This is a genomic window from Thermanaeromonas toyohensis ToBE (assembly GCF_900176005.1).
Classification (GTDB): Bacteria; Bacillota; DSM-521; order Neomoorellales; family Neomoorellaceae; genus Thermanaeromonas; species Thermanaeromonas toyohensis.
Window position 1 is genome coordinate 1,168,764 of the sequence record NZ_LT838272.1, and the last position, 25,884, is coordinate 1,194,647.

The window sequence follows — 25,884 nt, forward strand, 5'->3', positions numbered from 1 at the left end:
GCTAATCTTCCCCCTTACTTAACAAGCTTGATACCTTCCAAACCATAATCGGGCTGTTGAGGGTCAGCTTCTCCAGCTACTATGGTCCGAATGAAATAGCCTTCAATATAATTTTCGTTCCCTTCCCCCCGCACCTGTTCTACCAAGAAGGCGGCAAAACCGATAATAGTTATGGAGCTTATCTGGTGTCCCTCAAGGGTAGAGGGGTTGTAGAGCGGGACTATCAATATCCGAGGGCAATCAGGTTCGAAATGCTGGGGCGTACAAGGAGGAGAATGTTGACAAAGGGCAAGACGATACTCTATGGCCCTTCTTGTGGGATGGGACATATTACCGGTTTCTGTAGGGACCTCGTCACCGACTTTTAGCCATCCAGGATACCCGTACTTTAAGTTGTCCTCGTATTGACTTGCGCCTGTTCCTCCTAAAGACAAGGCTGAGTAGTTACCAGGACCCAGAGGCGATTCTTGCCCTGCAGCCTGCTTCAAGGTATATTTAACCCCTAACTGGTAATCCTGCCAGGGAACAGCCAGGGGAGCCGCCTTCTTTACAGCTTTTATACCCCCGATACGAGCAATAGCTTGAGCTTTTGCCTCTCCGCGGTGAAAGCCTAATACTGGAGCTAGAAAGTAGGATAATTCCTTACGGGCCTTGACGGTTAGGGAAGTATTATCCGGGGATACTTCCGTTTCTATGGATTCTGCGCCGTTTAAGGAAGCGTATTCGGCAGCCACTATGCGGGCACGGTCGGGATTAAAAGGTAACTCCCTGACCCCGGCCAGGGCAGCTGCATCTACAGCGTTCAGGAGTTTATGCCGGGCTGCAGCCAGAAGGCCGAGATCAATTACCAAGGCTACGAAGCCCAGCAAAACCACCATGTTTATAGCCACCAGAACCAAAGCTCCTCCCTTTTCGTCCCGCCAGAATAGATCCATAAGTTATTCCACCCTCATAACGGTCTCTACTTTTAAGGGGAAGGGGTTAGGTATTAACTGGGAAAGGAGCGGTGTAAATAACCTTGCTTCATACTCGATCCTTACCTGTAAAGCAACTCCTGGTCGGCGTAGGGCTTCTTCTGGCGTGATAAGGATTTTATCGTCCGTGATCTCCAAGGTGGGAGCTGCTTCTTTTATTCGAGCTCGGATAGCTTCGTCGCTAGCGCCCACTGCGCCTACCCGGGCTCCCTCACGGCTGGCACTGAGGAGAAGGAGATAATCCCCTAGGATATGACCTAGATCCCAGGTGCCCATAATGAGGAGCACGAGTAAGGGTAAAATTAAAGCCATCTCTACTAGGGCTTGACCCTGACAATCTCGAAGCCTCATTTCAGCGTAACCCACCCACCTCCTATATAAGTAAACAGGGCACCCAAGGCCAGAATAGCCCCATAAGGTAACGTATCGGTAGAGGCGACCTTTCCTGTAAGGAGGGTTAGTTTTTTCTGGCGGACCAAGTGGATTAGGGCCCATACTCCGCCTATTAAAGCACTGGACAAGAAAGTATGAAAAGTAAATTGGGGTCCTTGTAGAGCGCCGATGGTAGCCAGCATTTTCACATCTCCGGCCCCCATACCGCCCGAGTAATAGGGTAATGCTAGGAGGAGAAATCCTAAAGCTAACCCTGCCCCGCTTTGCTTAAGCCCTTGTAGACCTCCTTCCATCCCAGCAAGGAGGAACCCCAATAGTAGCGCTGGAAGCAAGACATGGTTGTATATTAAACGCTTTTTTAAATCAGTAAAGGTACACGTAAAAAGTAACAACAAAAATACCGCATCTTTTACCATACAAACACCAGCCTTTTAAAAAACGACCCTACCTAAGAGCTAAATCTCAAGTAGGGCCGTGGGGGGTAAGGGTTGATAAACTATTGACCAGATATGGTCTGGGCTATTCGTTGAAAAATATTGTTTAAACCGCCACCTAGTAAAGTGAGGGCACCGATAACTACGATGGCTACCAGGGCTAATATAAGACCATATTCCGCCATCCCTTGACCACTTTCGTCTTTCCAGAATTTTCTAAGCCAGCCCATTATGCTTTGCCCCTTTCTAGAGAATTTAGGATTTGTAAGCTGGTCTACTTTAAATTTTAGCCTTCTTTTGGCTAGTTTCTATCCGGCTTTAGCCTCATTTTGATATATGACTAGGTCCCCTTTTTACCAGGCGTATGGTCCTAATTTATAATTGAGCCCCATCTTGACAATCATATACTGTACTGCTGTATGCTGTAGGTAGCACTTCCAGCAGATGGGCTTTGAATGGGTAGGTACTTAAAGGAGCTGCTTAAAGGTGGGTATATCAGTGGCTACAGAGTTCTTAAATAATCCAGTGATGATACAGAATTTAAGCTTTTACTGCCGGGCTATTGCGGAAAAGGCGGGGGTACCGCGGGAGGATGCTCAGATACTTGTGGAGGCCTTAATAGAAGCCGATCTCCGTGGTGTCCACACCCACGGTGTGGCCCGGCTCGGCATGTACCTGGAGCGCGTGAAGCGGGGAGTACTCAATCCGGCGGCCAAGGTTAAAGTAGTGACCGAGGCAGGAGCCGTTGCCGTGGTCGATGGCGATAATGGTTTGGGACCTGTTGTGGGTCGGCGCGCCTTGGAGCTAGCTCTAATTAAAGCTAGGGAGTATGGGGTGGGCGTAGTTGGTGTAAGGCATAGTAATCATTTAGGAGCGCTAGGGGTTATAGCTGCTTATGCTACTTACCACCATATGATGGGGATAATTTTTACCAATACCTCACCTATAATGGCTCCTTGGGGAGGTTATAAACCTATCTTAGGCAACAATCCTTTTGCTATTGCCGTACCTCGCAAGGGCGAAGACCCGTTGGTACTAGATATCTCATTAAGTAAGACAGCCCGCGGTAACATTATTCTGGCGGCAAGGGAAGGGAACCCTATTCCGCGCGATTGGGCAATAAATGAACGCGGTGAACCCACTACAGATCCCCAAGAAGCGTTACGCGGTGCAGTACTCCCTATGGCGGAACACAAAGGGTATGGCCTGGCCGTGATGGTGGATATTTTGGCGGGCGTTTTAACCGGTGCTGCTTTTGCTTCCGAGGTTGGTTCTTTAATCCCACCCGACTTCAGTAAGCCACTTAATATGGGGCATTTAATTATAGCCTTGGATATATCTAGGTTCCTGCCCTTGGAGGAATTTTACCGGCGCTTAGAGGAATTTATTGGGGTGATAAAAAGTTCCCCCCTTGCTGTGGGATTTAAAGAAATACTGCTCCCCGGAGAAAGGGGAGCGAGGGAGAAGAAAAAATGCCTTAAAGAGGGTTTGTACCTGGAAAGCACGACTTTAGATGAATTGAGGCGCTTAGGGGAGGAATATAATGTCAGAGGGGGTTAGCCACCCCCTCCTTTTAATATTTAACTTATTTAACTTATTTAACTTACTACTTCAAAGGCTTCTTTACCAGCACCGCAGATGGGGCAACTCCAGTCTTCTGGTAATTGGTCAAAAGTTGTACCTGGGGCTACTCCATGCTCAGGATCCCCTTTAGCAGGATCATAGATGTAATTACAGATTGTACACCGGTATTGCGGGGCAGTAGGTATTTGAGTGGAAGCCATGGCGGGTACAAAGGTGGGAGCGGTTTTGGGCGTAGTGCCGCGCTTTACTTGGTGGTAGTAGGCATAAGTCATAGGTTCCCCCTGACGCAACATTTCAGCTTCCGTAAGGGTTCCTATGAATACAGTACGGGTATGTACATCGAGGCTACTAGTAACCCTGGCCTCCAAATAGGCTAGGGTGTGTTCTGTTAAGTAGGGAAGTCCTGCAGGGGTAAGTTTATAAGAAATTCCAGCAAATTTATCCACTTCCCGGCCGCTCTTAAACCCGAACTGGCCGATGAGCGACAAAGGTGCCTCTTTAGCCAACACCGAAACAGCAAAGATACCATTATCCCTAATAAATTCATAAGTTAAATTTTGCTTATTGATGCTCACTGCTATTGTCGGCGGCTCAGAGGAAATCTGGAAGACTGTATTAGCAATTTGACCGTTTAAGCGCCCTTCCTTTTTAGCAGTTACCACATAGACTCCATAGGAAAGGTTGTATAACGCTTTGGGATCCATAAACTAACTCCTTTCACCCTATAGATTATTAAAATTATCCTCCTATTCTACTAGCTATCTCCCGACCCAAGTTCTGGCAACGCTTAAGATCGTCAGGGCTGGGTACCCATTGTACAGTCAAATTCGCTTCGATTACTTCTATCTTAGCAGCTTTTAAACGCTCCTCAATTACTTTCTGGGCCCCACCACCCCATCCATAAGCGCCAAAGGCCACCCCGAGCTTATTCTTGGGCCTTAAGCCTACAAGATCATCTAGTAAGGGGGACACTGCAGGCAGTACATCGTTGTTAATAGTAGGTGAACCTAAAAATACGGCCCGTGCCTCTAGCAGCTCCTTTATAATTTCATTCCGGTCTGACACAGAGATCTTAAATAGCTTTACCTCTATTCCTCCCTCGGATAGGCCCTCAAGCAAAGCATAAGCCATCTTTTCTGTGCTGCCCCACATGGTATCATAAGCTATAATTGCCTTGGGCTTGCCCCGGCATTCTGCCCAGCGGGCATAGGCTTCTATAATACGGCTTGGATTCTGGCGCCAGATTATACCATGGCTAGGTGCAATAGTTTTTATCACTAGCCCCATTTTTTGGATTTCTTCTAGCTTTTTGGTAATCAGATGGCTAAAGGGGAAGAGGATATTGGCATAATACTTAGCGGCTTCATCCATTACGAGTAGCTCATCTACTTCATCATCGAAGCGGGCTGTGGTAGCTAGATGCTGGCCAAAGGCATCGTTAGGAAGAAGAAGACCTTCCTCTGGTATATAAGTAAACATGCTGTCTGGCCAGTGGAGCATGGGAGCTTCTATAAACTTAAGGGAGCGGCGGCCAAGGCTTATAACGTCCCCTGTCTTTACTACCTTATATTTAAATTCCCTGCCATAATAGGCTTTAAGGCCCTCTAAGCCACGCTGGGTGCATAAAACTAAAGCATCGGGGCAGAGATCCATTATAGCTGGGAAGGCGCCGGAATGGTCGATTTCAGTGTGGTTGATAATTAGATAATCCAGCCTTACTGGATTAATAAGCGACTTTAGGTTACCAATTAATTCCCCGGCGAAAGGCCCATATACAGTATCTACTAGGGCTATTTTATCATCTACTATAAGGTAGGCGTTATAAGTAGTACCGCGGGGAGTGGAAAAAGCGGGCCCATGAAAATAACGTATATTCCAGTCTATAGCTCCTACCCAATATATCCCTTCCCCCAAAGCCACTGGTCGGCCCATAAAAGATACCTCCTTTTTTGTAAGTTAGTAGTTAGTCACCAGAAGTTCAAAGAAGGCGCGGGGATGGGCACAGGCAGGGCATACTTCGGGCGCTTCCTTGCCTTCATGGATATACCCACAATTGCGGCAACGCCAGGTTACCTTTTCTTCTCGTTTAAACACCTGGCCGCCTTGGAGATTACTTAAAAGAGCCCGGAAACGGTCTTCATGTCCTTTTTCGGCCCTGGCGATGGCTCGAAATACAGCAGCAATCTCATGGAACCCTTCCTCTTCAGCTACCTGGGCGAAGGAAGGGTACATGGAAGTGTATTCATAGTTTTCTCCTGCAGCGCTAGCGGCTAGATTTTCAGCTGTAGTTCCGATAATACCGGCTGGGAAAGTACCGGTTATCTCGACTTCTCCACCCTCTAAAAATTTAAAGAGACGCTTAGCGTGCTCCTTTTCATTCTCGGCAGTGTCCAAGAAAAGGGCCGCAATTTGCTCGTAACCTTCCTTTTTGGCTTGGCTGGCGTAAAAAGTATACCTATTGCGTGCCTGCGATTCGCCAGCAAAGGCTAGTAATAAGTTTTTTTCAGTGCGTGTTCCTTTGATGCTGGCCATATCGATGTTTTTCCTCCTTAAAATTAAGTATCTCTTAAAAAATAGATTTCGACGTTTTTTTGCTTTATCCTGCCATCCTTGGCAGGTTTTACACAAAAGGAAACAAAAGTTAAAAGAAAAGAAGGAATGACGCTAGTGATGGCGAAATGGAAATAGTAACCTTATGAATAAAAGGAGGCTTGTTTATGACGGCCTTAGGCCAAGTTTACAAGTGCAATATTTGTGGTAACATTGTTGAGGTATTGCATACAGGAGCAGGAACCTTAGTATGCTGTGGCAAACCCATGGTATTGCTAGCCGAAAATACAGTAGAAGCAAGCAAGGAAAAGCATATACCGGTTATTACCCGGGTAGAAGGTGGTTTTAAAGTAACCGTTGGTTCGGTTCCCCATCCCATGGAAGAAAGCCATTACATTGAATGGATCGAATTGCTGGCCGGCGGGCAAATCTTACGGCAACATTTAAAGCCAGGGGAGTTCCCTGAAGCTGAATTTTCCACCAAGGCTGAAACAGCCCTGGCTAGAGCTTATTGTAACTTACATGGGCACTGGCGGTCGGAATAGGAGTGAAAGAGATGTTCCGGGCTAGCGAGATATTCGATTTTGCCCTAGCAATTGAAAAAAACGGCCAAGCTTTTTATCAGGCCATGGCAGCTTTAGCTAAAGATGAGAGAGTAAAGGAGCTGTTTCAGAGGCTAGCCGAAGAAGAGGCTCAGCACTTTCAAGATTTTGCCCGCTTGAAAGAGAAGGTCACCAGTTATAATCCACCAGAATCTTATCCTGGAGAATATGAAGCTTATATGAAAGCTTTAGTAAACAGCCATGTCTTTTCCCAAAAGTTAGATCCCGAGGCTTTGGCCCAGGGTATATCTTCCGACCAGGAGGCCTTAGATCTAGCTATCCAGTTGGAGAAGGATGCCCTCTTGTTTTTTACAGGTTTAGGTAATTTAGTTTCTTACGTAGAAGTTAAATTTGTTGATGAGCTTTTAGCACAGGAAAGAAAGCACTTGTGCGAGCTATGTAGTTTGCGCCATAGGTAATTTCTTAAGGAAACGTTCTAGCCGGTCTAGGCCTTCTTTGATATTTTCCATGGAGTTGGCGTAAGAGATGCGCAGGTATCCTTCGCCATTTTGACCGAAGTCGATGCCCATTTGGAACGTCAGAGGCAACGTCGAGAGGAATATTGCCGTTCCAGATGATATGAGATAGTGGCAGTTATTGCAGAACAGGGTTCGGACCTGAATGAAAAGCGCAAAAGACTTGCACGGCTCTTCAGGATGGTCCGGGAAGGGAAAATGGACCCGGTGGTAATCGAATTTAAAGACCGGTTGGCCCGTTTCGGCTTCACCTATATCGAGCGCTTCTTTAACGCTTTTGGCGTAAGGATAGAGGTCGTTAACGAGGAAGAGCCGAAATCTCTTCAGGAAGAGCTGGTACAGGACATGCTCTCCAAGCCCGGTAGCCGAAGGCCTGAAGCCGGGAAAATGTGGGCCTCCCTATTTACCAGGGGTACCGGGCTTACCAGACGGTGATGGAGGTAGCCGTCGGTACCAACAGCATATTTCTTGGTGGTGTCTGTACAATGAGTACCTAACAAAGCTATAGATTGTTTAGCTTTGTATAGGGAAAATTGACCTCTTTTTCCAAGAGCACGCTTAAAGTCAACAGAGCTGGAGAGGTACCGGAGGTAACCATTATTTGATCGGGAGACACTTTTACGCCGTACTTGCGCAGGTAGTAGCGGGCTATTTCTTCCCGGAGCTCTGGTTTACCCAGGCTATGAGTGTAATGGGTATCTCCCTTTTTTAAAGCGCGCCAGGCTGCCTCTTTAATAGGCTCAGGTGTAGGAAAATCAGACTCGTCGATCTCCAGATGAATAATGGTTTTACACATTGCTTTGTTCGCCCAAGAAAGGGGTAAATCCTGCTAAGCATACTAAAGGTTTTTACTAGGCAAAACTAGGCTAGAAAATGCTTTCTACCCGGACTTCTAGTCCAGGTATTACCCGCGACTTAACTACTCCCTGTTCTTCTACTTCCTGATCCAGGACAAACTTACCTTCTTGTAAATAAAAAATTTGTATCGACTTAACCTGGGGATCGACTATCCAGTATTCCTGTACACCCTTCTTCTCATAAACCTTGTACTTGCTGCGCAGATCATAATAACCAGTATTAGGGGAGAGAATCTCTACTACAAGGTCTGGGGCACCTTTAATGCATTTCTCCTCAATAATATCTAGTCTTTCGTTGGAAATAAAAATTATATCCGGCTGGTAGGTTTCCGTTTCGTCCAGGTAGACATCGAGCGGGGCATATAGTACAATACCTAATTTCTTTTCCAAAACATAAGTGGCCATCTGTAACTCTAATTTCATAGATACCATCTGATGATACGGTGTAGGCGAAGGCGTCATTACTAGTTTCCCCCCGATGAGTTGATAAGGTGCTCCTTCTGGTAGGCGGCAATAATCTTCATAGGTGTACCGCTCCCGTCCTGCTGCCAGTTCTGCCAGTATAGCGCTCATTTGCTTCCCCCTCCATTCCTCTGGTATTGACTTCCTCCTGGTAGCTTTTTACCTTAATTTTAGCCTTAAGCCTGCCTATTAGCAAGGGACTAACTTTTCCTCTAATTTATTCCTCGTTTTATGATTCATGTGTTCAGAAAGCGGAGAGGAAGCGGAGTGAAAGTGGAGAGGGTCCCGGCAAGTGGAGTTAAATGTAATTTAATAAGACCATGGCTGCCATGCCGCATAAGATGGTGAGGGCTATACTGCGCGTCCTAATAGCTATTAGGCTGGTGGGTATAGCTGCTAGGAGATAAGGATTTCCTACCAAGGCGAATTTCCCTTCCGGGAGAAATAAAGCAGGGGCCAGCAGAGCGGCCAGCACAGCCGCAGGGATATAGCTTAGCCAGCGTAAGAATATATTTGGCAGTTGCGTGCGGCTTAAGAGTACCAGAGGCAACATGCGGGGTAGATACGTTACTAAAGCCATACCAAGGATAACTAACAGGATCTGTCGATCCACGGTTCTACAGCCACCCCTATAGTGGCCGCCAAACAGGCGGCCAAGATAATATTCCAGTTGCTGGGCAGAAAAAGCGCCATAACTACCGATAAAATTCCTGCTATCCCTGCTACTAGCATGGTCTTTTTATTTTTAAGCTGCAGGATAAGTAAGATAATAAACATGGCCGGCAGAGCAAAATTGAAGCCTAAACGGCTGGGGTCTCCCAAGAGATTTCCGCTCAAGCCGCCTAGGAAAGAAGCCAATACCCAGGAAAAGTGGGAGGTAAGGTGCAGGGTAAAATGATAAAAAAGGCTGGGCTTATAGTTCCCGTAATGGGTCATGGCCATGGCAAAAGTTTCGTCCGTGATTTCTGCCGAGAGCAAAGCTAAGAAGCTGGGATGGTAACGCCTGAGGTAGGGTACCAAGGAAGCGCTCATGAGCAAGTGGCGCAGGTTAACTAAGAAGGTTGTAAAAATAATAGAAAGAGCTGCGGCGCCGTTGGCTAGAAGACTAACGGCGATAAACTGAGCAGAGCCGGCGTACACTAGCATCGACATTAGCACGGTGGTGAAAAGATCTAACCCGGCTTCCCGAGCCAGTACACCGTAAACAAAACCCAGAGGTAAATAGCCCAAGACAATGGGAAAGGCGCTTTTTAAACCGCGCCCTATTTCTTCTTGCCAGTCCATTTCCTCCAGCCCCCTTGCCTGTCCTATCTTACAATAAGCCTAGGAGGAAAGTCAATCTAATCAAAACCCAGGATGTACAGACGTTTCGGCGTTCCATCCAACCGCCTTTCCGATTGCAGCACCCTCAGAAGGAATTATCAAATAAAAGTAGAATAGTTGTATAAACAGTAAAAAACATCGAGGCCAGTTAACTTTCCGGCTGTCGGGCGCCCTCCTTAAGTGCCGGGGATAAGGCACCTAAATTATTTAAGAAGGCGGGGAGGTAACTAAAGAAAAGAGAGAATTGCGAGGTGAGTTAATACGTGTCTATAGACAAAAGCTCATTTATACCCCCGTACTATCAGTTAGCTCAAATTCTCGAACGCCAGATCAGGTCAGGTGAATACCGTCCTGGCGATGCCTTGCCCTCCGAAGCAGAACTTAGCGAAAAATATGGGCTTAGCCGAATGACTGTGCGGCGAAGTCTTAGCCAGCTGGCCAGGGCTGGCCTCATCCGCACTGAAAAGGGGAAGGGGACCTTTGTCTCCCGGCCTCAGCTTGACCGGGCTGTTTTTGTAATGGATGAATTTCACAAAGAGATGGCTGCCCGGGGCCTAACTTCCAGTGTTCGGCTCCTGGAAGCCAGGCTAGTTCCTGCCCCAGAAAAGGCGGCCAGGAAATTACAACTCCCAGTAGGCACCAAAGTGCTTTATATTCGCCGTTCCCTATTAGCTGATGGGGAACCCATGGCCTATGATCGCAAATACCTCCGTTATGACCGGGGGCGGCCTATACTAGAGAACGAACTCCAGTACCAGGCGCTGCCGGATATGGTAGAGAAACATGCCGAGGTTCTACCTGCTAGTAGTAAAATGATTCTCCAGGTGACCCTCCTAAATGACGAAGAGGCCCGTGCCCTCCATGTGGCGCCAGGATCACCAGCCTTCTTGCTAGAGCAAATACTTCTAGCCAGCGATGGCCGGCCGGTAGGTTGGGGCTGGTGCTTATACCGTGGAGATCGGTATCAATTGACTTCAGTTCCAGGAACGATTTAAACCCTGGGATAAGAACCGCCAGGATTAAGAAGAAATCAAAGAATAAAAAATGATAATGATTATTAGGAGAAGGTGGTTTACTTTGGGTCCTTTAGCCCTGGCTATGGCCGAATTGGATGAAAAGAGGGCCCTAGAACTGGTAAAGCTAGCGCTGCGTGAAGAGAAGTCACCTTTAGAGATCGTAGAAGAATGCCGGCAGGGGCTTAAAGTAGTAGGTGAACGTTATTCCTGCGGGGAATATTTTCTAAGTGATTTGATCATGTCGGCGGAAATATTTCAAGAAGTGTTACGGGCCTTAGAACCTTATTTACCCGTCTCGTCCACCCCACAAGAACAACCCAATAAGGCAGACATCGTTTTTGGAACGGTGGAAGGGGACATTCATGACATTGGAAAGAATATAACTATTTCCCTTCTGCGCTGTGAAGGTTTTCGAGTTTATGACGCAGGTGTAGATATCCCACCCGATGTCTTTTTAACTCTCCTCCGGGAAACAGGCGCTCAGGTTTTGGCGTTATCTGCTCTGCTGACTTCTTCCTTTGAAGCTATGCGCCGGACCGTCCAATTGGTCCGCATGATGGCTCCGAAGCCCCCGGTGAAAATAATAATAGGAGGATTGGTAAATGAACGTGTCTGCCAGTACGTGGGGGCCGATGCTTGGGTGCGAGAGGCAGGAGAAGGGGTGGCTATCTGCCGGCGCTGGTTAGGGATGAGAGTTGTTAGGGGGCGGGCTGAGAAGATTATGGGACTATAAAAAATCTTCCGTGGCTTCTTACCTAGAACCAGTAGAAGGCAAAAAATTTTTATCTTTGAAGAAGGAATTATCAAACAGAAGTAGAATATATGTATAGACAAATAGACTAGAACTGTTATCTTCACTAATCTACAAAGGGGTGTATGGGATGACTTTGTTGGGACAATTGCTGGCTGATCTACAAGAGGAAAAGGTATTAAATGAAGTAAGGGCTCAGTTGGCAGCAGGGAAAGATCCTTTACAGATTATTGAAGAATGCCGCCAAGGTATGCAGCTAGTAGGGGAACGGTTTGAACAGAAGGAATATTTTGTGTCAGATCTGGTGATGTCAGCCGCTATTTTTAGCCAAGTGACAGAATTGATCGCTCCTCACCTAAAAGGAGAAGCAGGTGGCCCAAAAGGTAAGGTAGTGATCGGCACTGCTAAGGGAGATATCCACGATATAGGCAAAAATATTGTAATTGCTATGCTTCAGTGCCATGGGTATGAGGTCATCGATTTGGGGGTGGACGTAGAGCCGCAAAAGTTTGTAGACGCGGTTCGAGAAAGCGGGGCGGGTATTGTAGGTATTTCCTGTTTGTTGACAGTAGCTTTCCCTGCCCTTAAGGAGACGGTGGATGCTTTTGTGGAGGCTGGTATACGTGATCGGGTGAAGATCATGATTGGCGGTGCGCCTGTAAACGAGAAGGTTAAGGAGTATGCTGGTGCTGATGCGGTGGGAAGAGATGCTATGGCAGCAGTGAATTTAGCTAGGGAATTTTTAAAAGTATTTTCAAAATAGGTGCGTTTAAATGTAAACTAGAGCATGTTTTACAGCAGTAGCTGGTGTAACCCTTTATGCAAGGGCCTGCTTTCCTTTATATATTGGAAGCAAGGTTAGCTTCTTTAAAGCTGTTGCCTCAGGTTTGTAGGTTGGGTGGGAGTCTCTGGGTTTTTATGGAGTGGTGTATGTTATTGTTCACACAGGCTACTAAGTTTAGTGTTTCGGGAAACAAATGATGGGGGAACACGAAGGAGAGATCATTTTTGTGAAAAAATAAAGCTATAAGGGGGCGATACAAATGGGTAACAATAGTAACCAATGGGGGGCCATGGCCCAAGTGTTTTTCGGCAAGGAGACACATGATTACGAAAGCTTTGAGAAATTAATGGAAGCCATTATCAACAAATTGAGGGAAAAAGCAGGATGCGATGATTAGTAGACATTTAAGTGTCAATGGTACCTACGTATTTGGAGGTAGTGTTAATTTGTAAAACAATTTTGGGGGGAGATGGATTAAAATGATGACTAGCAAGGAACGTGTAAGAGCAGCTATTAATTTACAGAAACCTGATAGGGTTCCAGTTGCACCTCTTCTGGAATGGTATATTCCATTTCAGGCAGGTATTACAACTAAGGAGTTCATTTTTGACTTTGATAAGGCATGTAATGCGATCATACAAGTTTGGGAAAAGCATGGAAAAGATATAGATTACATTGTAACTTTCCCCTATAAGTTCCTACATTACTTACCTTTCCCAACATCTCATTCTGTTTTGTTTTTTAATTGGATTATACCAGATGGGAATGAGTTACCACAGTTTAGGGAATACCCGCCAATCATGAAGTTTGAGGACTATGATCGCGTTATGGAAAAGGGGTGGGTAGAACTCTTACGTGACGTATCAGTGCAGCATGTGCTGGAGCCCTTACAAGAAATTAAGAAGCTTCGCGAAATCAACCTTGAATGGCAAGAAGTGAGGAAAGTACAACCGCTGGCTGCGTGTTATGTTATGCCACCGGCGGAGTTACTTTCTTTTGCCCGGGGCTTTCAGGAATTTACCATTGACCTGTATCGTCACAAGAAAAAGATTCTTGAATTCGGCGAGTTTATGATTCGCGGAACTATTGATTGGGCTGTCTGCGCCTGTGAGGCCGTAGGTGTTGATATTGCTTTCATTTACGGTGGTCGTATATCCGCATCATTTCTTTCCCCTCGGCTGTTCGAAGAGGTTTGTTGGCCCCACTTAAAACAATTAGTGGATGGGCTTGCGGAAAAGAATATTATATCCCTTTTACATTTCGATGGCGATTGGGAACCTATGTATCCTTACTTGAAGGAACTCCCTCAGGGAAAATGTATTTTGGAATTGGAGAAGTCGGATATTTATAAGGCAAAAGAAATGTTAGGCGATCGTATGTGTATAATGGGGAACGTAGATTCTACTATCCTTCGTTATGGGACACCAGAGGATGTAAAAAGGGAATGTAAAAAGCTTATTGAGATATGTGGGGAAGGCGGCGGATTTATTTTGAGTTCCGGTTGTGAAGTTCCGTTGGATACTCCATTTGAAAACGTACAGGCTATGATTGAGGCTGCAAAAGAATATGGTGTGTACTAACCTAGGTTTATTTGCTAGTCCTCCGGTGTTGGCTATGGTCGTAATTTAATTCTGGCCTGGGTCCAACGCTCTGAGATACTTGTTGGCATTTCTGGTTATAGTACCGTTTCAAAATTCTATTAAGATGCAACTCTGTACTGAAACCTACTACATTTATTAGGGAGGCTACAGCTTTGCTTTCCTTCACAGTTCAACAAAAAGTTTTCACCTGGGGTGAAACCTGTGTTGGCGGGCAGCCGGGCGAGCGCCCGCCAGTGCTTATCGGGAGCATCTTTTTCAGCGGGCATCGCATCGTGAGCGATCCAGTGAAGGGTATTTTTGATAGGGTACGGGCCAAGGAGTTGCTTGACGCTGAGGCCGAGCTAGCCGAGACCTACGGTCTAAAGCGTATGATCGATGTTATTGGAGATACGGAGGAGGCCCTTACAAAGTATATCGAATTTGTAGCTACCCACACTGAAGACCCCATTCTTGTAGATTCTTCTTCCACTGATGTGCGGTTGAGGGTATGCCGGCGCTTCAAAAATACCGAGGTTTGGCCGCGGTTGATTTACAATTCCATCGACGAGCACCATACCGAGGCCGAATGGGAGGAGTTGACCTCCCTGCGATTAGAGGCGGCGGTGATCCTGGCCTTTTCCCCCCGGGCCCTACGGCCAGCAGCTCGTCTGCGCTTGCTATGCGGGGAGGACGGCCAGAGTGGATTACTGGGCCGCGCCCGGGCCGCGGGCATTGATAAGCTGTTAGTGGATGTGGGCTGCTTGGATGTACCGGGCACTTCATGGAGTGCTATAATGATCAAGGAAATTAAAGAAAAACTGGGTTATCCGGTCGGCTGCGCGCCTTCCAACGCTTTCCATACCTGGCAGAAATCGCGCCTTCAAGAGGAAAAGGCGATGGCAGCGGCGGGGGCAGCAGTTTACACGTTACCTCTGGTCTATGGTGCTGATTTCATCTTTTATGGGCCCGTCCGCCATGCGCCTTGGGTTTACCCCGCCTGCGCCACGGCCAGTGCTATAATAGCGTATGGTGCCCGGTTAAATGGCTTAAGGCCGGTAAAAGCTCATCCTTTATATAAAATCTTTTGAACCGGTGGGGTATGAGGCGATTAAAACATGGGGCGATATATGGTCATTGCCTGTAAAGTTTTAGAAGAAGAACTTTTATCTCTGGGTCTAGATGGGTACGAATGGTATTTTTTGGATCAAGGGTTGCACCGTTCACCAGACCAGCTGCGGCTGGCTTTACAGGAGGCCATTGATAGCATTCGTAACAGTGAAAGAATATTACTGGGGTATGGTTTTTGCGGCGGAGCCTTGGAAGGACTGCGGGCGCGAACCGTACCCCTTACTATTCCAAGACTAGATGATTGCATTCCGCTTCTTCTGGGTTCAGTGGAGGCTAGGAAGGCGTGGGGGTCTGAGACATACTTTTTATCGGCTGGCTGGTTAGCTGGGGAAGAGAGCCTGGTGCGGGAGTATGCGCGTTGTGTTTCCCGTTATGGTGAAGAACGAGGGAGCCTTCTAATACGTCAACTTTTCTGTCATTACCGCCGGGTAGTATTTATAAAGACAGGGCGGCAAGGAGAGGACTTAGAGGGAGAAAAGGTGCGTGAAGTAGCGGAAAAGATTGGACTAAGATTCGAGGTAACCGATGGGCATAAAGGCTATTTACAGAAGCTGTTACAGGGTCCCTGGGATAATCTATTCCTGCACGTGCCTCCCGGGGAGGTAGTTACACTAGGAAAGTATTACGGTCACAGTCATTCCAAAGAGCGGATGAACTTGAACTCTTGATCCCTGAAATTCTATTTGTTTCTTAATGGTGGGGAACCTAGGATGGAGTTAGCTGAACTTTTGAGGCTTAATGAACTTTGGGGGCCGGTATATCCTTATCTGGCCAGGCATGTGCAAGAAGTTCTGCCACCTGAGGCTAAGGAAATCCTGGAACTAGGACCCTTTTCTGGCGGGATAACCTGGGCTTTAGCGGAAGTTTTGCCTTATGCGTTTTTTACCATAGGTGAGGAAAGGCAGGAAGTAAGGGATTGGCTAAAAGAAGAAGGTCGAAAGCGGAGGCTTTTAAATCGCCTCCATTTGGTAAATACACCTCTTAAGCCTTTGGCTTTTCCTGATGAGAGGTTTGAAGGTGTAATTTTCCGCGGAGCCTTTTTCTTTCTGGATGTGGATGTTCTTAAGGAAATATATCGGGTCCTTAAGAGGGGAGGGAAGGGTTTCGTGGGTGGAGGATTTGGTAAGTTTACCCCTCCTGCCGTTATTAAAAGCATTGCCGAAGAATCCCGCCAGCTTAATTACCGGCTGGGGAAAAGATGGTTGGCGGTAGAAGAAGTAAAAAATATAGTACTAGCTGCTGGATTATCACACAGCTGCCAAATATGTACTGAAGGCGGCTTGTGGGTGATTGTGGAAAAGTAAAGGTGCTCCCGTACATGGCAAGGGGAATGGCATAGGCTAGCAGAGAGTTTTATAGGTGGCTTATTACTTTTTTTAGGATATAATTAGGTTTGAGGTGGTGGAGGGGGTGGATAAAGATCTTACAGAAACAATTAAAAAACGTTATAACCGCACAGCTTTCTTTTATGACTGGATGGATCGGGTGATTTCTCCCCATTGGCGAAAGCTTGTCTGGCAGGAGGCTTATGGCCGGGTGCTGGAGGTGGGAGTGGGTACAGGGGCTAATTTCCCTTTTTATCCTCCTTATTGCCAGGTGACGGCCATAGACTTTAGCCCCAAGATGCTGGAACGGGCCCAGCAGAAACTTTATTTAGCGCGGGCCCCGGTGACGCTACTGGAGATGGATGTACAGCAACTTAAATTTCCCTCTGGTAGTTTTGATACGGTGGTGGCCACTTTTGTTTTTTGCAGTGTCCCTGACCCGGTGCGCGGGTTACAAGAAGTATGCCGGGTCTGCCATCCAGAGGGGAAAATTGTTTTGTTAGAGCACGTTCGCAGCGAAAATAGGCTTTTAGGATCCCTTATGGATCTGCTAAATCCTCTAATTGTTTACCTTTTCGGCTCTAACATTAACCGGCGAACTGTAGAGAATGTAAAGAAAGCAGGAATAAAGATTGAAAGGGTGGAGAATCTCGCTGGGGAGATAGTAAAGTTAATTGTAGGAAGACCAAAAAGAGATAACCCCAGGCTAGCAGATTAAATCTTTAGCCTGGGGTTTTTATATTGTTTTACTTTTTATAGCTTGGATAAAGACATAAGTTTTAATATCACCCAAGTTAACGGATTAGCGCCATCACAGATGGAGGAGATGGCAGTGGCCCCTTCTGGGAATTTGAAAGCAGCGTCTACAGCAGCCTGGGTATGAAGGGGAGATACATTAGTAGCGATCAACAGGCCTACGGCAATTACTATGGCGCCGATTATAACTGAGCGGAAAACGTTACCGCGACAGATGGGGGCTACCATAGCTACCATGAAGGGAATAGTGGCCAGGTCCCCAAAGGGGAGAACACGGTTTCCAGGTACAATTAAAGCTAAAAGAATAGTAATAGGCACCAGTATTATTCCGGTGGAGATGGCTGCTGGATGTCCTATGGCTATAGCAGAATCAAGACCAATGTAGAATTCTTTACCAGCAAATCTTTTTTGGAATAGCTCGCGAGCTGCTTCAGAGACAGGGATAAGCCCTTCCATTAAGATTTTTACCATACGCGGCATAAGCAACATGACTGCTGCCATAGCTACACCAAGCTGAAGAACTTTCTTAGCTTCAAATCCTGCTAGGATACCTAGGATAAGGCCTAGTACCAATCCCATGATTAAAGGTTCACCTAAGATACCATATTTTTGCTGGATCTTCTCTGGATTTAGCTCAATTTTGTTTAAACCTGGTATCCGATCAATTAAAGCATTGAGGGGTATAGCAATCGGCACATAGGCAGCGGAAAACCCATGGGGCAAAGAAATACCTGGGATTTCGTAAAAATTTTGTATGAGAGTAGCTGTCCAATCCGCAAGTTTTAATACAATAGCAGCGTTTATGGCAGCGGCAACAGCTCCCCAGGCAAAGCTTCCTGTAGCTGCTGTTACTAAGGCACCGGTGAAGGCGAAATGCCAAAAGTTCCAAATATCAACGTTTATTGTACGCGTAAGTTTAGTTAAAAGCATAATAAGATTAACAGCTAATCCAATAGGGATGACCACGGCTCCTATTTTGGAAGCAAAGGCAATGGCCGCTGCTGCTGGCCAACCTACGTCTATTACATTAAGGTGGATGCCAAAACGATTAACCATGCCTTGGGCTGCTGGTCCTATGTTATTGACTAGAAGCCCTATTACCAGGTTTATACCTACAAAACCCACACCAATAGTTAAGCCAGAGCGAAAAGCTCGGCCTGGCCGTTGGCCTAACAGGAGACCTAGGACAAAGATTATAATAGGTAGCATTACAGTGGCACCAAGATCTAGGATAAATTTAATAATACTCATCTAGTATAAAACCCTCCTAACTTAAAATTTAATTTAAACTTGTTCACTACAACCCATTTACTTAAGGGCTTGGGCAATCTGATCTAATAATGTTTCTTCACCTAAACCAGTAAGAAAGGCAAGGCCCTTTATGACTGGGACAGGCGTACTTACATTAATTGGTGTAGTAGCTACTATAAGATCCACCTCTTTAGCATAACTTGGAACTTCTACCACTTTAGCCTGGATGGTATCAACCTCGATGCCCCGTTTTTTTAGCCCTTCTTTTACTTTTTCGGCCACTACTGTAGAAGTAGCAATACCTGTACCACAAACAATTAATACCCGTTTTTTGCTTACCAATTTTCTGCTTACCTCCTACCTTGTAAAATTTTTAATAGGAGTTAAGAAAATTTCTTTCCATTATCCCTTCTCCTCACCCCCTAATCTTAATTTTTGGGTTAATAGGGAATATACTTGTTCAGCATTTTGGGCAGAAATAAGGTTAGCCAAGCTTTCGCCGTCTTGTAAAAAACTAGTCAATTCTTTAAGAACACTTAAATGACTATGGGGCTGGGTAAGGGCTAGCATAAATATGGTATGTACTTCCACGGTTTTAGTTGGTTCATCCATGCGAGCAAAAGAAACGGGGGTTTTTAGAATACCAACAGCTATACTATCTTGCAGGACATGCTGGGTGTCTGCATGGGGAATCGCTACATTGTATTTACCTAGCTCCAGCCCGGTAGGGAACTTCTTCTCCCTCTCAATTACAGCTGCCGGGAAGCTAGGTTTTACTACTCCTTTTTCTAAAAGCAAGTTGCCTAGTACATTTAGGGCCTCATAGGCTGAACTGGCTTCCAGGGAGGTAATAATCAGGTCGCGGCTAAATAGACTGATCACTAGTTAAGACCTCCTTGACTGCTTTTGCCGTTGGAGCATGAAGCAAGCGGTTAAAGATAGCCTGTTTTTCGAGCTTATGCCGGAGCTTAAGCACGAGGTGAGCGTTGTCTACTGTCAAAGCTAGCATACATATTATCTTTACCATTTGCCCTTCGCCCCACTCTATAGGTATCTGGGAGATGGCTATAGCTATGGCCGGCTTTAGGACATTTTCCGGGCTACCATGAGGGATAGCCACCTGGGGCAAAAGGATAGCAGGGGAAAGGAGCTCCCGTTTTAGAACATCGGTCAGGAATTCTGGGAGTACTGCTCCCCATTCCCTTAGCCCTTGAAAAAGCAACTCTATTGCTTGGGGCTTGTTAACTTCTCCTTGCCAGAGGTAAATAAGATCTTCGTGCATAGCTTCGTCCAAGCCTATTTCTTTTTTAGTGAGAGGGGATAACTTTACATTTAATTCAGACCGCGTTAAAGAAAAGGCGGGAATAAAAGGTATATCTTTAATCTGGGGATCTATGGTCCCCATTATGGCTACTACTCGCCTTTTTTGTCTAATTTCTTTAAGACGTGCCTCGAAGGGTGTTTCTCCCAAATAACTTATAGGGATTATCTCTATTGCCCTCTCTATTTCTGGTAATCGATTTTTTATTTCTCGCTTTAGTAACATGGCCCCTCCCTGACCAGTAAGGCACACAGTCAAAATAGCTGGTGGTTGCTCTAAAACCAGGTTAGGGGAAGACAAGCTAGAAGCTAGTTTTTCTAGATCCATCTCGGGTAGCAGGGCTCTGCGGGTGGCTTCAATGGTTAACATAGTAGTAGCTGGTATTATATTTTTAACTGGTACACCAGCACGGAGGCCAGCTACTTGGGCCATTTCCCCCAAAGCCTGGGTATCGGCTAGCACCAGAACCCCTTTCCCTTCATCTATTTCCCGGATGGTCTGAGCCAATTTTTCTAAAAATACCTGAGAGTCTTCTTGCAGAGCAACAAGCCCTTTAGCGTGGCATACTCCTAAAAGATTATTAGCCACCTCAGCCATGGCAGGAGCTACTTGGCCATGGCTTAAAACAAGGATACCCACTTTTTTCCCCTGTTCTGGTCTTTTTTCTTTAAAAATCTGTAAATATAAGGTCAAAAAGCCTATTTCTTCTGGGGGCAAAGCAGTGCCACTGATTTCTTGAAAATAGACGGCCAGCTTGCGAGCTACTTCATATTCCAAGGGATACTTTTCCTTTATATGAGCTAAAGAGAAATCCGCTTTTAGCTTAAGGGAAGCTCTCCTTTTTAAGGCTTCTTCTATATGCAAACTCAAGGCGATCAATATATGGGGATCTAGAGGCCCTAATTCTTGTTGGGCGATCCTTATTAACTTTTGGCAGATGTCAATTATCTCCGGGCTAGCCAATTTTTTAAGCTCGTCTTCGGATAGGGCGGTTTTTCTTTTGGTCACCCATTTAGCCCAGGAGGAAAACTTTAATTCAATTTCTTTGGTGATTTGCTGATTTATGTCATTTACTGATAGCCCTTGACTTAACAGCTCCTGGAATCTGTTTTCAATATAATCATAGATTTCCCGCGTGCCCTGATAAACTTCTGGCGAAGGAGTAGTCTTTTCTTTTAGCCTGCTGGGCAATACAACAGTTTCGGTAATATCTAGCTCCTCTAAATCGGTTTCTAAAGTGCTTAGTTTTTTTAACCCTTCTTTTACTACCTGGGGGAGTTCATAGTAAGTTATCTTAATGGTTTTGTTTACCCCCGAGATGTAGCGTAAGTAGGCTGAAGCGCAGCAGGTTTTGATGTCACTAGCGAGCTGCCCAATATTGCCCGGGCAATCATAAAAGAGAAAAGCGTAAAACACCTCCGGCTTTATCTCAAAAGGTAAATTTATTACCTCAGCCTCTCGCAAGAAAAATGCTTTTATTAAGGCCAGCCGCTCGCTTAACGGCCGCTGGGCTAGAGAAGGAAGCTCTATGATCATGGGGATTCTTCGCTTAAAGGCGGAAAGCAAGTAAGAATGGATGTTTTCGGTGGTAGCCCCAATTAGCAATACCTTTATTTCGTGCTCATATTCTGTCTCCCCTAGGCGCCGGAATTTTCCTTTATCGATGACCTGGAAAAGTATTTCCTGACCTTCAGGAGGTAAGCGGTGGATCTCATCTAAGAATAAGATGCCGCCGTGGGCTTTTTCTATTAACCCACTTTTGTTTTTTTCTGCTCCCGTAAAGGCCCCCTTTACATACCCAAATAATTGGGACACTAAAAGCTGGGGGTTATGAGCATAATCGGCGCAGTTAAAGGTTACAAAGGGTGCCCCCGGAGACAGGCGGCCGCTTTCTACGGCAAAGTTGTACATGGCTAAAGCTAGCTCGCTTTTTCCTACCCCTGTGGGTCCTATCAGCAAAGTATGAAGGCCGTGCGGTGGATAAAGAATAGCTGCCTTGGCTTTTTCAATAGCCGGTTTTAAGCTTCCTTCATATCCTATAAAGTGGGTAAAAGAAAGGCCTGGATGGATAGGGGTAGGCAAGATAGGGGAAGGAGAACCTTCCTCCAGGTTGTTAATCTCTTTAAGAAGCAAACTTACTGTAGAGCGGGATATACGGAACCCTTCCTCCCTTAAAGCCTGGGTTATTTTGCGCTCTGAAAGATGAGGATTGGTTTGTAAAATATTTTTAATAGACTTAAGTAAGAGGGGTTTACGGCGTTCACGGGAATCGGGTATACCTAGCTCCTGGCGCAACATGGTAACCTCACAGCGGGGGAGTCGTAATATCTCGGCTAGAGCCTCGTCCGGTAGGGGATTTTTCTTGTCCTCTTTAAGTATGAGTTGTTTAAGTTCCCATTTCTTTTCTTTCACTTTCATCAAACCCCTCACTTTTTGTTTTTAGCAAGAAATATGCCAGCCCTTTAAAATCTTAGGAGATCTGTAGGAGGACAACAAAGTTGGCCATCCCTTCACTAACCATTTTAGCAAAGGGAGTAAGAAATTAATTTCACAAAGAAGGAATTAAGAAAGAATGCGAGAATAATAAATATAGAACAGATGTACAACCCATGAACAAAATTTCATAAGACTTGATGAGGATTTCGTATGAATAACCAGGAGCACTTGCATTTCCTAATACGGGTAGCAGAGTTATATTACTTAGAAGGTTTAAACCAACAAGAGATTGCAGCTAAATTTCGGGTTTCCCGAGCTACCATTTCACGGGCTATCCAGCAAGCCCGCGAGCTAGGAATAATAAAAATCGAAATAAACGGGTACAAAGAAGATTTTCTTGATTTAGAAAGGGAGTTGGAGAGCAGATTTGGCTTGCGGGAAGCCATTTTGGTTCCTAGCAGCGATAGCATTGAACAGTTATTCAAAAACATAGGGAAAGCTGTGGCAGGGTATTTATTGCGTATTGTACGCCCGGGTGATATTATAGGGGTTTCTTGGGGAAGAACATTACGGGCAGCCATAGAGGCTTTAAAGGAAACGCATGTCAGTCGTAGGAATATAACAGCAGTTCCTTTAGTAGGAGGGGTAGGAGAGACTAACCTGGAAGTACATTCTAATAGCTTGGCTATGGAATTAGCTAATATATTTGGTGGTACCTGGCATGCCCTCCATGCACCTGCTCTGGTAAGCTCGGCTGCTGTCTGTCAGGCTTTACTTGAGGATAGCTCAATTCACGAGGTGCTGGAGAAGGGGAAGAAGGCTGATATAGCCTTAGTAGGTATAGGGGCTACAGTAGAGTCTTCTACCATGATCGATACGGGGTATTTCACCCTACAAGAGATTGAGGCTTTGAAACTAAAAGGGGCGGTAGGGGACACGTGTTCCCGCTTTTTCGACCTAGAAGGCAATAGCTGCGCTCCAGAGTTAGAAAAAAGAACTATAGGTATAAGTCTAGAAGATTTAAAAAAAATCCCGATAGTTATAGGTGTAGCTGGGGGTAGCAATAAAGTTAAATCTATCTGGGGAGCTTTAAAAGGAAGGCTTATAAATGTTCTGGTAACCGATGAAAGAACTGCCCGAGAGGTGCTGGATATAGGGAGGAGAGGTCTTTTTAGATGTCATGGTCGTATATAATACTGGCTTTAGGAGTAGCGTGGCTATTACAGGTTATTTTAAGCTTCTGGCAAATGCGGGATTATCGTGCTACCTGGGAGAGGTTACTAGCCCATAAGGATGGGTATATAGGGTTCGGAGCAGTTCGCCAGCGTTGGGGGAAAGGGGCCATGGCTTTTATCTTGGCGGATAGAGAAGGAAGAGTCAAAGAATGCTGGCTTATGGAAGGATTAAGTACGCTGGCTAGATTCAAGAAAAAGGATTTAACCCCTGGGACCTTACCAGAATTGATAGAGCGCTTAAAAGGTGAGACCGCACCTGGGTTAAGGGCTCTTTCTATAGCTGCTCAACAAGCATTGGCTAGAATGGAGGATAGAAAAGTTGAGTAAAATCCCGCTTTTAAAGCCGGGGAATCGTATTTATCAGCTATTACCATACAAAAAAGCTTATGTGGTAGGAAAAGAAGGTATATTTCTAATTGAAGTTAAAACGGTAGAGGAGGTAATAAAAAATTATAAAAATAGTCACCTGTCAGGGCCAAGGGCCGGCGGGTAAATAAAATTTCAATAGACCGCCGGCTTTAAGTTTTCTAAGGGGGTGGGATAAAGAGTTAGGCTGATTATTTTAACTTAGTCTCTTACCCAAATTTATTAAAATTCCAGGAGGTGCTAGAGGTTTATGGAAACATTAGCGCACATAGCGGAGGGATTTATAGGGCTTTTTAAAGAGGGTGGGAAGGTTTTTGTTAGTCTACTTACCGGAATTATTCCTACTCTGATCACCCTTATAACCGCAGTTAACGCCTTGATCAAATTTGTAGGTCAAGAGCGTATTGAACGGTTTGCCCAAAAAATAACCGGCAATATAGTACTAAGGTACACGGTATTACCAGTGATGGCTGTATTCTTTCTTACCAATCCCATGGCTTATACTTTTGGGAGGTTTTTACCCGAAAAATATAAGCCTGCCTTTTATGATGCAGCTGTATCCTTTGTTCATCCTATTTTAGGATTATTTCCCCACGCTAATCCGGCAGAACTTTTCGTGTACATGGGTATTGCCCAAGGCATCCAAAAGCTTAACTTACCTTTAGGCCCCCTGGCCATACGCTACTTCTTAGTGGGTATAATAGTCATTTTCCTCCGGGGCATAGTTACAGAAAAGATTACCCAAGCCATGCTAGCACGGCGAGGAAGCGAGTTATAAGGCTAAAGATTAAGGAGGGGAGAAAGTTATGGCTTATCGCACAGTTAAAGTGGAAAAAGGAGAAGGCGGTTGGGGTGGCCCGCTATATATTACCCCCACTGAAAAGCGTAATAAAATAGCTTGCATCACTGGTGGGGGTATTCATCCTGTGGCCCAGCGTATAGCAGAGCTAACTGGAGCAGAAGCAGTAGACGCCTTTAAGACTTCTGTGCCGGCTGAAGAGATGGCCTGTGTGGTTATAGATTGTGGGGGGACAGCTAGAGTAGGTGTATATCCTAAGATGGGTGTGCTTACAGTTGATGTTACCCCCACTTTTCCCTCGGGTCCTCTTATGGCTTTTATAAACGAGAAAAACTTTGTCTCGGGCGTTAAACCCAAAAATGTTATCCTGGTGGAAGGCTCGGAAGAAGTTGCCCACGAAAAGATAGAAACAGCACCCTCAAGAGAGGCTCAAGTTATAGCTCCTTCAGTACCCCAGGAGGTACCTCGTCGGTCGTTTATTGAGCGAATTGGGCGGGGGATGGGGGGCATAGTTGCAATTTTCTACCAGGCAGGAAGAGAAACAGTAGACCAGGTTATAAGGAACATAATACCCTTTATGGCTTTTGTATCTACTATTATCGGTATAATTCTTTACTCAGGTATTGGAAATGTAATAGCTAAAATTATAGCTCCCCTGGCCGGTACCTTACCTGGTTTATTGCTTATTTCTCTTGTGTGCGCCTTACCTGTTTTATCGCCTCTTTTAGGTCCTGGGGCAGTAATAGCTCAGGTGGTAGGGGTGTTGGTAGGTGTAGAAATAGGAAGGGGTAACGTTCCTCCCCAATTTGCTCTTCCTGCTCTTTTCGCCATTAATCCTCAGGTGGGATGTGATTTTATACCGGTAGGCCTGACTTTAGGGGAAGCCAAGCCTGAGACCATTGAAATTGGAGTACCTGCTGTACTATTTTCCCGGCAGATTACAGGGCCTATAGCGGTAATAATAGCTTATCTATTTAGTTTCGGCCTCTATTAAAGAGATTTTAAGGAGATAAAGTAAAAAATGAAAAAAGCTGGCCGGGCTGGATTTATAAAAAGGATATACCAGCCCGGCTGGCTTCTGGGAGGTTTGCTTTGAAGTGGGCCAGGTTATTTTTAGCACTAAGGTTACTAGCTTAGGACCGCTGGTACCTGAATTCATAAAAGAGAAGATCTTGGTGTTCTTCCAAGAGGGGGCTCCCCCTGAGCTGATGGAGATATCGGTGTTACATCAACCGGAAATATTAACGGGAGAAGTAAAGCCGGGAGACATATTACTTATCAATAACCATTCTTTTAAAATTACAGCGGTCGGGGAGATAGCTAATGCCAATTTAAAACATTTAGGCCATCTAGTTATCAAGTTTAATGCCAGAACTTTTCCTGAGCTACCAGGGGATGTGTGTGTAGAAGAAAAGGAGATCCCTCCCCTCTTTCCTGGTACTTTAGTCCAGATAATTGGACAAGGACGAAATTAGGGGGTA

General features: G+C 45.6%; 34 protein-coding genes. 18 read left to right on the forward strand and 16 right to left on the reverse strand.

The genetic code is table 11. From position 1 onward, the window contains the following. Positions 1–14 precede the first annotated feature (14 nt). From B9A14_RS05755 to B9A14_RS05770, 4 genes are all read right to left on the reverse strand, one after another. Positions 15–935 carry a TadE/TadG family type IV pilus assembly protein gene (locus tag B9A14_RS05755; protein WP_084664663.1) on the reverse strand — a complete coding sequence of 307 codons (921 nt, stop codon included), beginning with the start codon at positions 933–935 and terminating at the stop codon, positions 15–17. Positions 936–938: 3 nt separating this feature from the next. Continuing rightward, the gene (locus B9A14_RS05760; RefSeq protein ID WP_172839051.1) at positions 939–1,325 is read right to left on the reverse strand and encodes a TadE/TadG family type IV pilus assembly protein; all 387 of its coding nucleotides are present in this window, start codon (positions 1,323–1,325) and stop codon (positions 939–941) included. Continuing rightward, positions 1,322–1,783, reverse strand: a complete 462-nt coding sequence (locus B9A14_RS05765) for an A24 family peptidase (protein WP_084664667.1) — start codon at positions 1,781–1,783, stop codon at positions 1,322–1,324. Before B9A14_RS05765 ends, B9A14_RS05760 begins: the two co-directional genes overlap by 4 nt. An 80-nt stretch (positions 1,784–1,863) precedes the next feature. Further along, complete coding sequence (locus B9A14_RS05770) at positions 1,864–2,031, reverse strand: Flp family type IVb pilin (protein WP_084664669.1); 168 nt, start codon at positions 2,029–2,031, stop codon at positions 1,864–1,866. A 256-nt stretch (positions 2,032–2,287) separates the two neighbouring features. Here B9A14_RS05770 and B9A14_RS05775 point away from each other — a divergent pair, with 256 nt between their 5' ends. Next, complete coding sequence (locus tag B9A14_RS05775) at positions 2,288–3,361, forward strand: Ldh family oxidoreductase (RefSeq protein WP_157109787.1); 1,074 nt, start codon at positions 2,288–2,290, stop codon at positions 3,359–3,361. A 38-nt stretch (positions 3,362–3,399) separates the two neighbouring features. Here B9A14_RS05775 and rd read toward each other — a convergent pair whose 3' ends face one another. Genes rd through rbr form a run of 3 tightly spaced genes read right to left on the reverse strand, consistent with a single transcriptional unit; the run spans position 3,400 to position 5,917 of the window. Beyond that, positions 3,400–4,089 carry a rubredoxin gene (rd, locus tag B9A14_RS18135; RefSeq protein WP_084664673.1) on the reverse strand — a complete coding sequence of 230 codons (690 nt, stop codon included), beginning with the start codon at positions 4,087–4,089 and terminating at the stop codon, positions 3,400–3,402. Positions 4,090–4,123: 34 nt separating this feature from the next. After that, positions 4,124–5,317, reverse strand: a complete 1,194-nt coding sequence (locus B9A14_RS05785; RefSeq protein WP_084664675.1) for an FprA family A-type flavoprotein — start codon at positions 5,315–5,317, stop codon at positions 4,124–4,126. Positions 5,318–5,341: 24 nt separating this feature from the next. Continuing rightward, complete coding sequence (gene rbr / locus B9A14_RS05790) at positions 5,342–5,917, reverse strand: rubrerythrin (protein ID WP_084664677.1); 576 nt, start codon at positions 5,915–5,917, stop codon at positions 5,342–5,344. A 185-nt stretch (positions 5,918–6,102) separates the two neighbouring features. On the opposite strand from rbr, the gene B9A14_RS05795 reads away from it, so the two are divergent. Together B9A14_RS05795 and B9A14_RS05800 are read left to right on the forward strand one after the other, a co-directional pair. Beyond that, positions 6,103–6,480 (forward strand): desulfoferrodoxin, encoded by a 378-nt coding sequence (locus tag B9A14_RS05795; RefSeq protein ID WP_084664679.1) that lies wholly within the window; start codon positions 6,103–6,105, stop codon positions 6,478–6,480. A gap of 11 nt (positions 6,481–6,491) precedes the next feature. After that, positions 6,492–6,956, forward strand: coding sequence for a ferritin-like domain-containing protein (locus tag B9A14_RS05800; RefSeq protein WP_084664681.1), 465 nt, complete (start codon positions 6,492–6,494; stop codon positions 6,954–6,956). Here the strand turns inward: B9A14_RS05800 and B9A14_RS17935 are convergent. Further along, positions 6,933–7,067 carry a hypothetical protein gene (locus B9A14_RS17935; protein WP_269456761.1) on the reverse strand — a complete coding sequence of 45 codons (135 nt, stop codon included), beginning with the start codon at positions 7,065–7,067 and terminating at the stop codon, positions 6,933–6,935. The two genes, B9A14_RS05800 and B9A14_RS17935, sit on opposite strands and share 24 nt — an antisense overlap. 57 nt (positions 7,068–7,124) lie before the next feature. On the opposite strand from B9A14_RS17935, the gene B9A14_RS05805 reads away from it, so the two are divergent. Next, complete coding sequence (locus tag B9A14_RS05805) at positions 7,125–7,448, forward strand: recombinase family protein (protein WP_172839052.1); 324 nt, start codon at positions 7,125–7,127, stop codon at positions 7,446–7,448. Between the two features lie 67 nt (positions 7,449–7,515). Here the strand turns inward: B9A14_RS05805 and B9A14_RS05810 are convergent, their stop codons facing one another. From B9A14_RS05810 to B9A14_RS05825, 4 genes are all read right to left on the reverse strand, one after another. Next, entirely contained in the window at positions 7,516–7,809 is a 294-nt protein-coding gene (locus tag B9A14_RS05810; RefSeq protein WP_084664685.1) for an aminotransferase class I/II-fold pyridoxal phosphate-dependent enzyme, read from the reverse strand. Positions 7,810–7,879: 70 nt separating this feature from the next. Continuing rightward, entirely contained in the window at positions 7,880–8,443 is a 564-nt protein-coding gene (locus tag B9A14_RS05815; protein WP_084664687.1) for a Uma2 family endonuclease, read from the reverse strand. Between the two features lie 187 nt (positions 8,444–8,630). Then, positions 8,631–8,945 carry an AzlD domain-containing protein gene (locus B9A14_RS05820; protein WP_084664689.1) on the reverse strand — a complete coding sequence of 105 codons (315 nt, stop codon included), beginning with the start codon at positions 8,943–8,945 and terminating at the stop codon, positions 8,631–8,633. Then, positions 8,924–9,616 (reverse strand): AzlC family ABC transporter permease, encoded by a 693-nt coding sequence (locus tag B9A14_RS05825; protein WP_084664691.1) that lies wholly within the window; start codon positions 9,614–9,616, stop codon positions 8,924–8,926. Before B9A14_RS05825 ends, B9A14_RS05820 begins: the two co-directional genes overlap by 22 nt. Before the next feature lie 302 nt (positions 9,617–9,918). On the opposite strand from B9A14_RS05825, the gene B9A14_RS05830 reads away from it, so the two are divergent. The 9 genes from B9A14_RS05830 to B9A14_RS05865 all read left to right on the forward strand — a co-directional run bounded on the left by B9A14_RS05830 (position 9,919) and on the right by B9A14_RS05865 (position 16,957). Continuing rightward, positions 9,919–10,650 (forward strand): GntR family transcriptional regulator, encoded by a 732-nt coding sequence (locus B9A14_RS05830; RefSeq protein WP_084664693.1) that lies wholly within the window; start codon positions 9,919–9,921, stop codon positions 10,648–10,650. 55 nt (positions 10,651–10,705) lie between these two features. Then, a complete protein-coding gene (locus tag B9A14_RS05835) occupies positions 10,706–11,404 on the forward strand; it encodes a cobalamin B12-binding domain-containing protein (protein WP_084667053.1) in 699 nt (232 codons plus the stop codon). A 148-nt stretch (positions 11,405–11,552) separates the two neighbouring features. After that, on the forward strand, positions 11,553–12,185 hold the full coding sequence (locus B9A14_RS05840; RefSeq protein ID WP_084664695.1) for a cobalamin B12-binding domain-containing protein: 633 nt from the start codon (positions 11,553–11,555) through the stop codon (positions 12,183–12,185). 280 nt (positions 12,186–12,465) lie between these two features. Then, on the forward strand, positions 12,466–12,603 hold the full coding sequence (locus tag B9A14_RS16940) for a hypothetical protein (protein ID WP_157109788.1): 138 nt from the start codon (positions 12,466–12,468) through the stop codon (positions 12,601–12,603). Positions 12,604–12,685: 82 nt separating this feature from the next. Continuing rightward, positions 12,686–13,786, forward strand: coding sequence for a uroporphyrinogen decarboxylase family protein (locus B9A14_RS05845; protein ID WP_084664697.1), 1,101 nt, complete (start codon positions 12,686–12,688; stop codon positions 13,784–13,786). A 173-nt stretch (positions 13,787–13,959) separates the two neighbouring features. Further along, entirely contained in the window at positions 13,960–14,874 is a 915-nt protein-coding gene (locus B9A14_RS05850) for a hypothetical protein (RefSeq protein ID WP_084664699.1), read from the forward strand. Positions 14,875–14,901: 27 nt separating this feature from the next. Then, positions 14,902–15,582 (forward strand): DUF1638 domain-containing protein, encoded by a 681-nt coding sequence (locus tag B9A14_RS05855; protein WP_084664701.1) that lies wholly within the window; start codon positions 14,902–14,904, stop codon positions 15,580–15,582. A 42-nt stretch (positions 15,583–15,624) separates the two neighbouring features. Then, positions 15,625–16,218 (forward strand): methyltransferase domain-containing protein, encoded by a 594-nt coding sequence (locus B9A14_RS05860; RefSeq protein ID WP_084664703.1) that lies wholly within the window; start codon positions 15,625–15,627, stop codon positions 16,216–16,218. Positions 16,219–16,324: 106 nt separating this feature from the next. Continuing rightward, a complete protein-coding gene (locus tag B9A14_RS05865) occupies positions 16,325–16,957 on the forward strand; it encodes a class I SAM-dependent methyltransferase (RefSeq protein ID WP_084664705.1) in 633 nt (210 codons plus the stop codon). Between the two features lie 35 nt (positions 16,958–16,992). Here the strand turns inward: B9A14_RS05865 and B9A14_RS05870 are convergent, their stop codons facing one another. The 4 genes from B9A14_RS05870 to B9A14_RS05885 are packed head-to-tail and all read right to left on the reverse strand — an operon-like array spanning position 16,993 to position 21,979. Next, positions 16,993–18,246: a PTS galactitol transporter subunit IIC gene (locus tag B9A14_RS05870; protein WP_084664707.1), complete on the reverse strand. Its 1,254-nt coding sequence runs from the start codon at positions 18,244–18,246 to the stop codon at positions 16,993–16,995. A 57-nt stretch (positions 18,247–18,303) separates the two neighbouring features. Continuing rightward, positions 18,304–18,588 carry a PTS sugar transporter subunit IIB gene (locus B9A14_RS05875; RefSeq protein ID WP_084664709.1) on the reverse strand — a complete coding sequence of 95 codons (285 nt, stop codon included), beginning with the start codon at positions 18,586–18,588 and terminating at the stop codon, positions 18,304–18,306. 60 nt (positions 18,589–18,648) lie between these two features. Beyond that, entirely contained in the window at positions 18,649–19,128 is a 480-nt protein-coding gene (locus B9A14_RS05880) for a PTS sugar transporter subunit IIA (RefSeq protein WP_084664711.1), read from the reverse strand. After that, positions 19,112–21,979, reverse strand: coding sequence for a sigma 54-interacting transcriptional regulator (locus tag B9A14_RS05885; protein ID WP_172839053.1), 2,868 nt, complete (start codon positions 21,977–21,979; stop codon positions 19,112–19,114). The genes B9A14_RS05880 and B9A14_RS05885 overlap by 17 nt, the downstream gene beginning before the upstream one ends. Positions 21,980–22,213: 234 nt before the next feature. Here B9A14_RS05885 and B9A14_RS05890 point away from each other — a divergent pair, with 234 nt between their 5' ends. The 5 genes from B9A14_RS05890 to B9A14_RS05910 all read left to right on the forward strand — a co-directional run bounded on the left by B9A14_RS05890 (position 22,214) and on the right by B9A14_RS05910 (position 25,878). Continuing rightward, positions 22,214–23,197, forward strand: a complete 984-nt coding sequence (locus B9A14_RS05890; RefSeq protein ID WP_084664714.1) for a sugar-binding transcriptional regulator — start codon at positions 22,214–22,216, stop codon at positions 23,195–23,197. Next, the gene (locus B9A14_RS05895; RefSeq protein WP_084664716.1) at positions 23,179–23,565 is read left to right on the forward strand and encodes a transcriptional regulator GutM; all 387 of its coding nucleotides are present in this window, start codon (positions 23,179–23,181) and stop codon (positions 23,563–23,565) included. Before B9A14_RS05890 ends, B9A14_RS05895 begins: the two co-directional genes overlap by 19 nt. Before the next feature lie 289 nt (positions 23,566–23,854). Next, positions 23,855–24,382, forward strand: a complete 528-nt coding sequence (srlA, locus tag B9A14_RS05900) for a PTS glucitol/sorbitol transporter subunit IIC (RefSeq protein WP_084664718.1) — start codon at positions 23,855–23,857, stop codon at positions 24,380–24,382. Between the two features lie 28 nt (positions 24,383–24,410). Then, positions 24,411–25,397, forward strand: a complete 987-nt coding sequence (gene srlE, locus B9A14_RS05905; RefSeq protein WP_084664720.1) for a PTS glucitol/sorbitol transporter subunit IIB — start codon at positions 24,411–24,413, stop codon at positions 25,395–25,397. Positions 25,398–25,500: 103 nt separating this feature from the next. Further along, the gene (locus B9A14_RS05910) at positions 25,501–25,878 is read left to right on the forward strand and encodes a PTS glucitol/sorbitol transporter subunit IIA (protein ID WP_084664722.1); all 378 of its coding nucleotides are present in this window, start codon (positions 25,501–25,503) and stop codon (positions 25,876–25,878) included. Positions 25,879–25,884 lie beyond the last annotated feature (6 nt).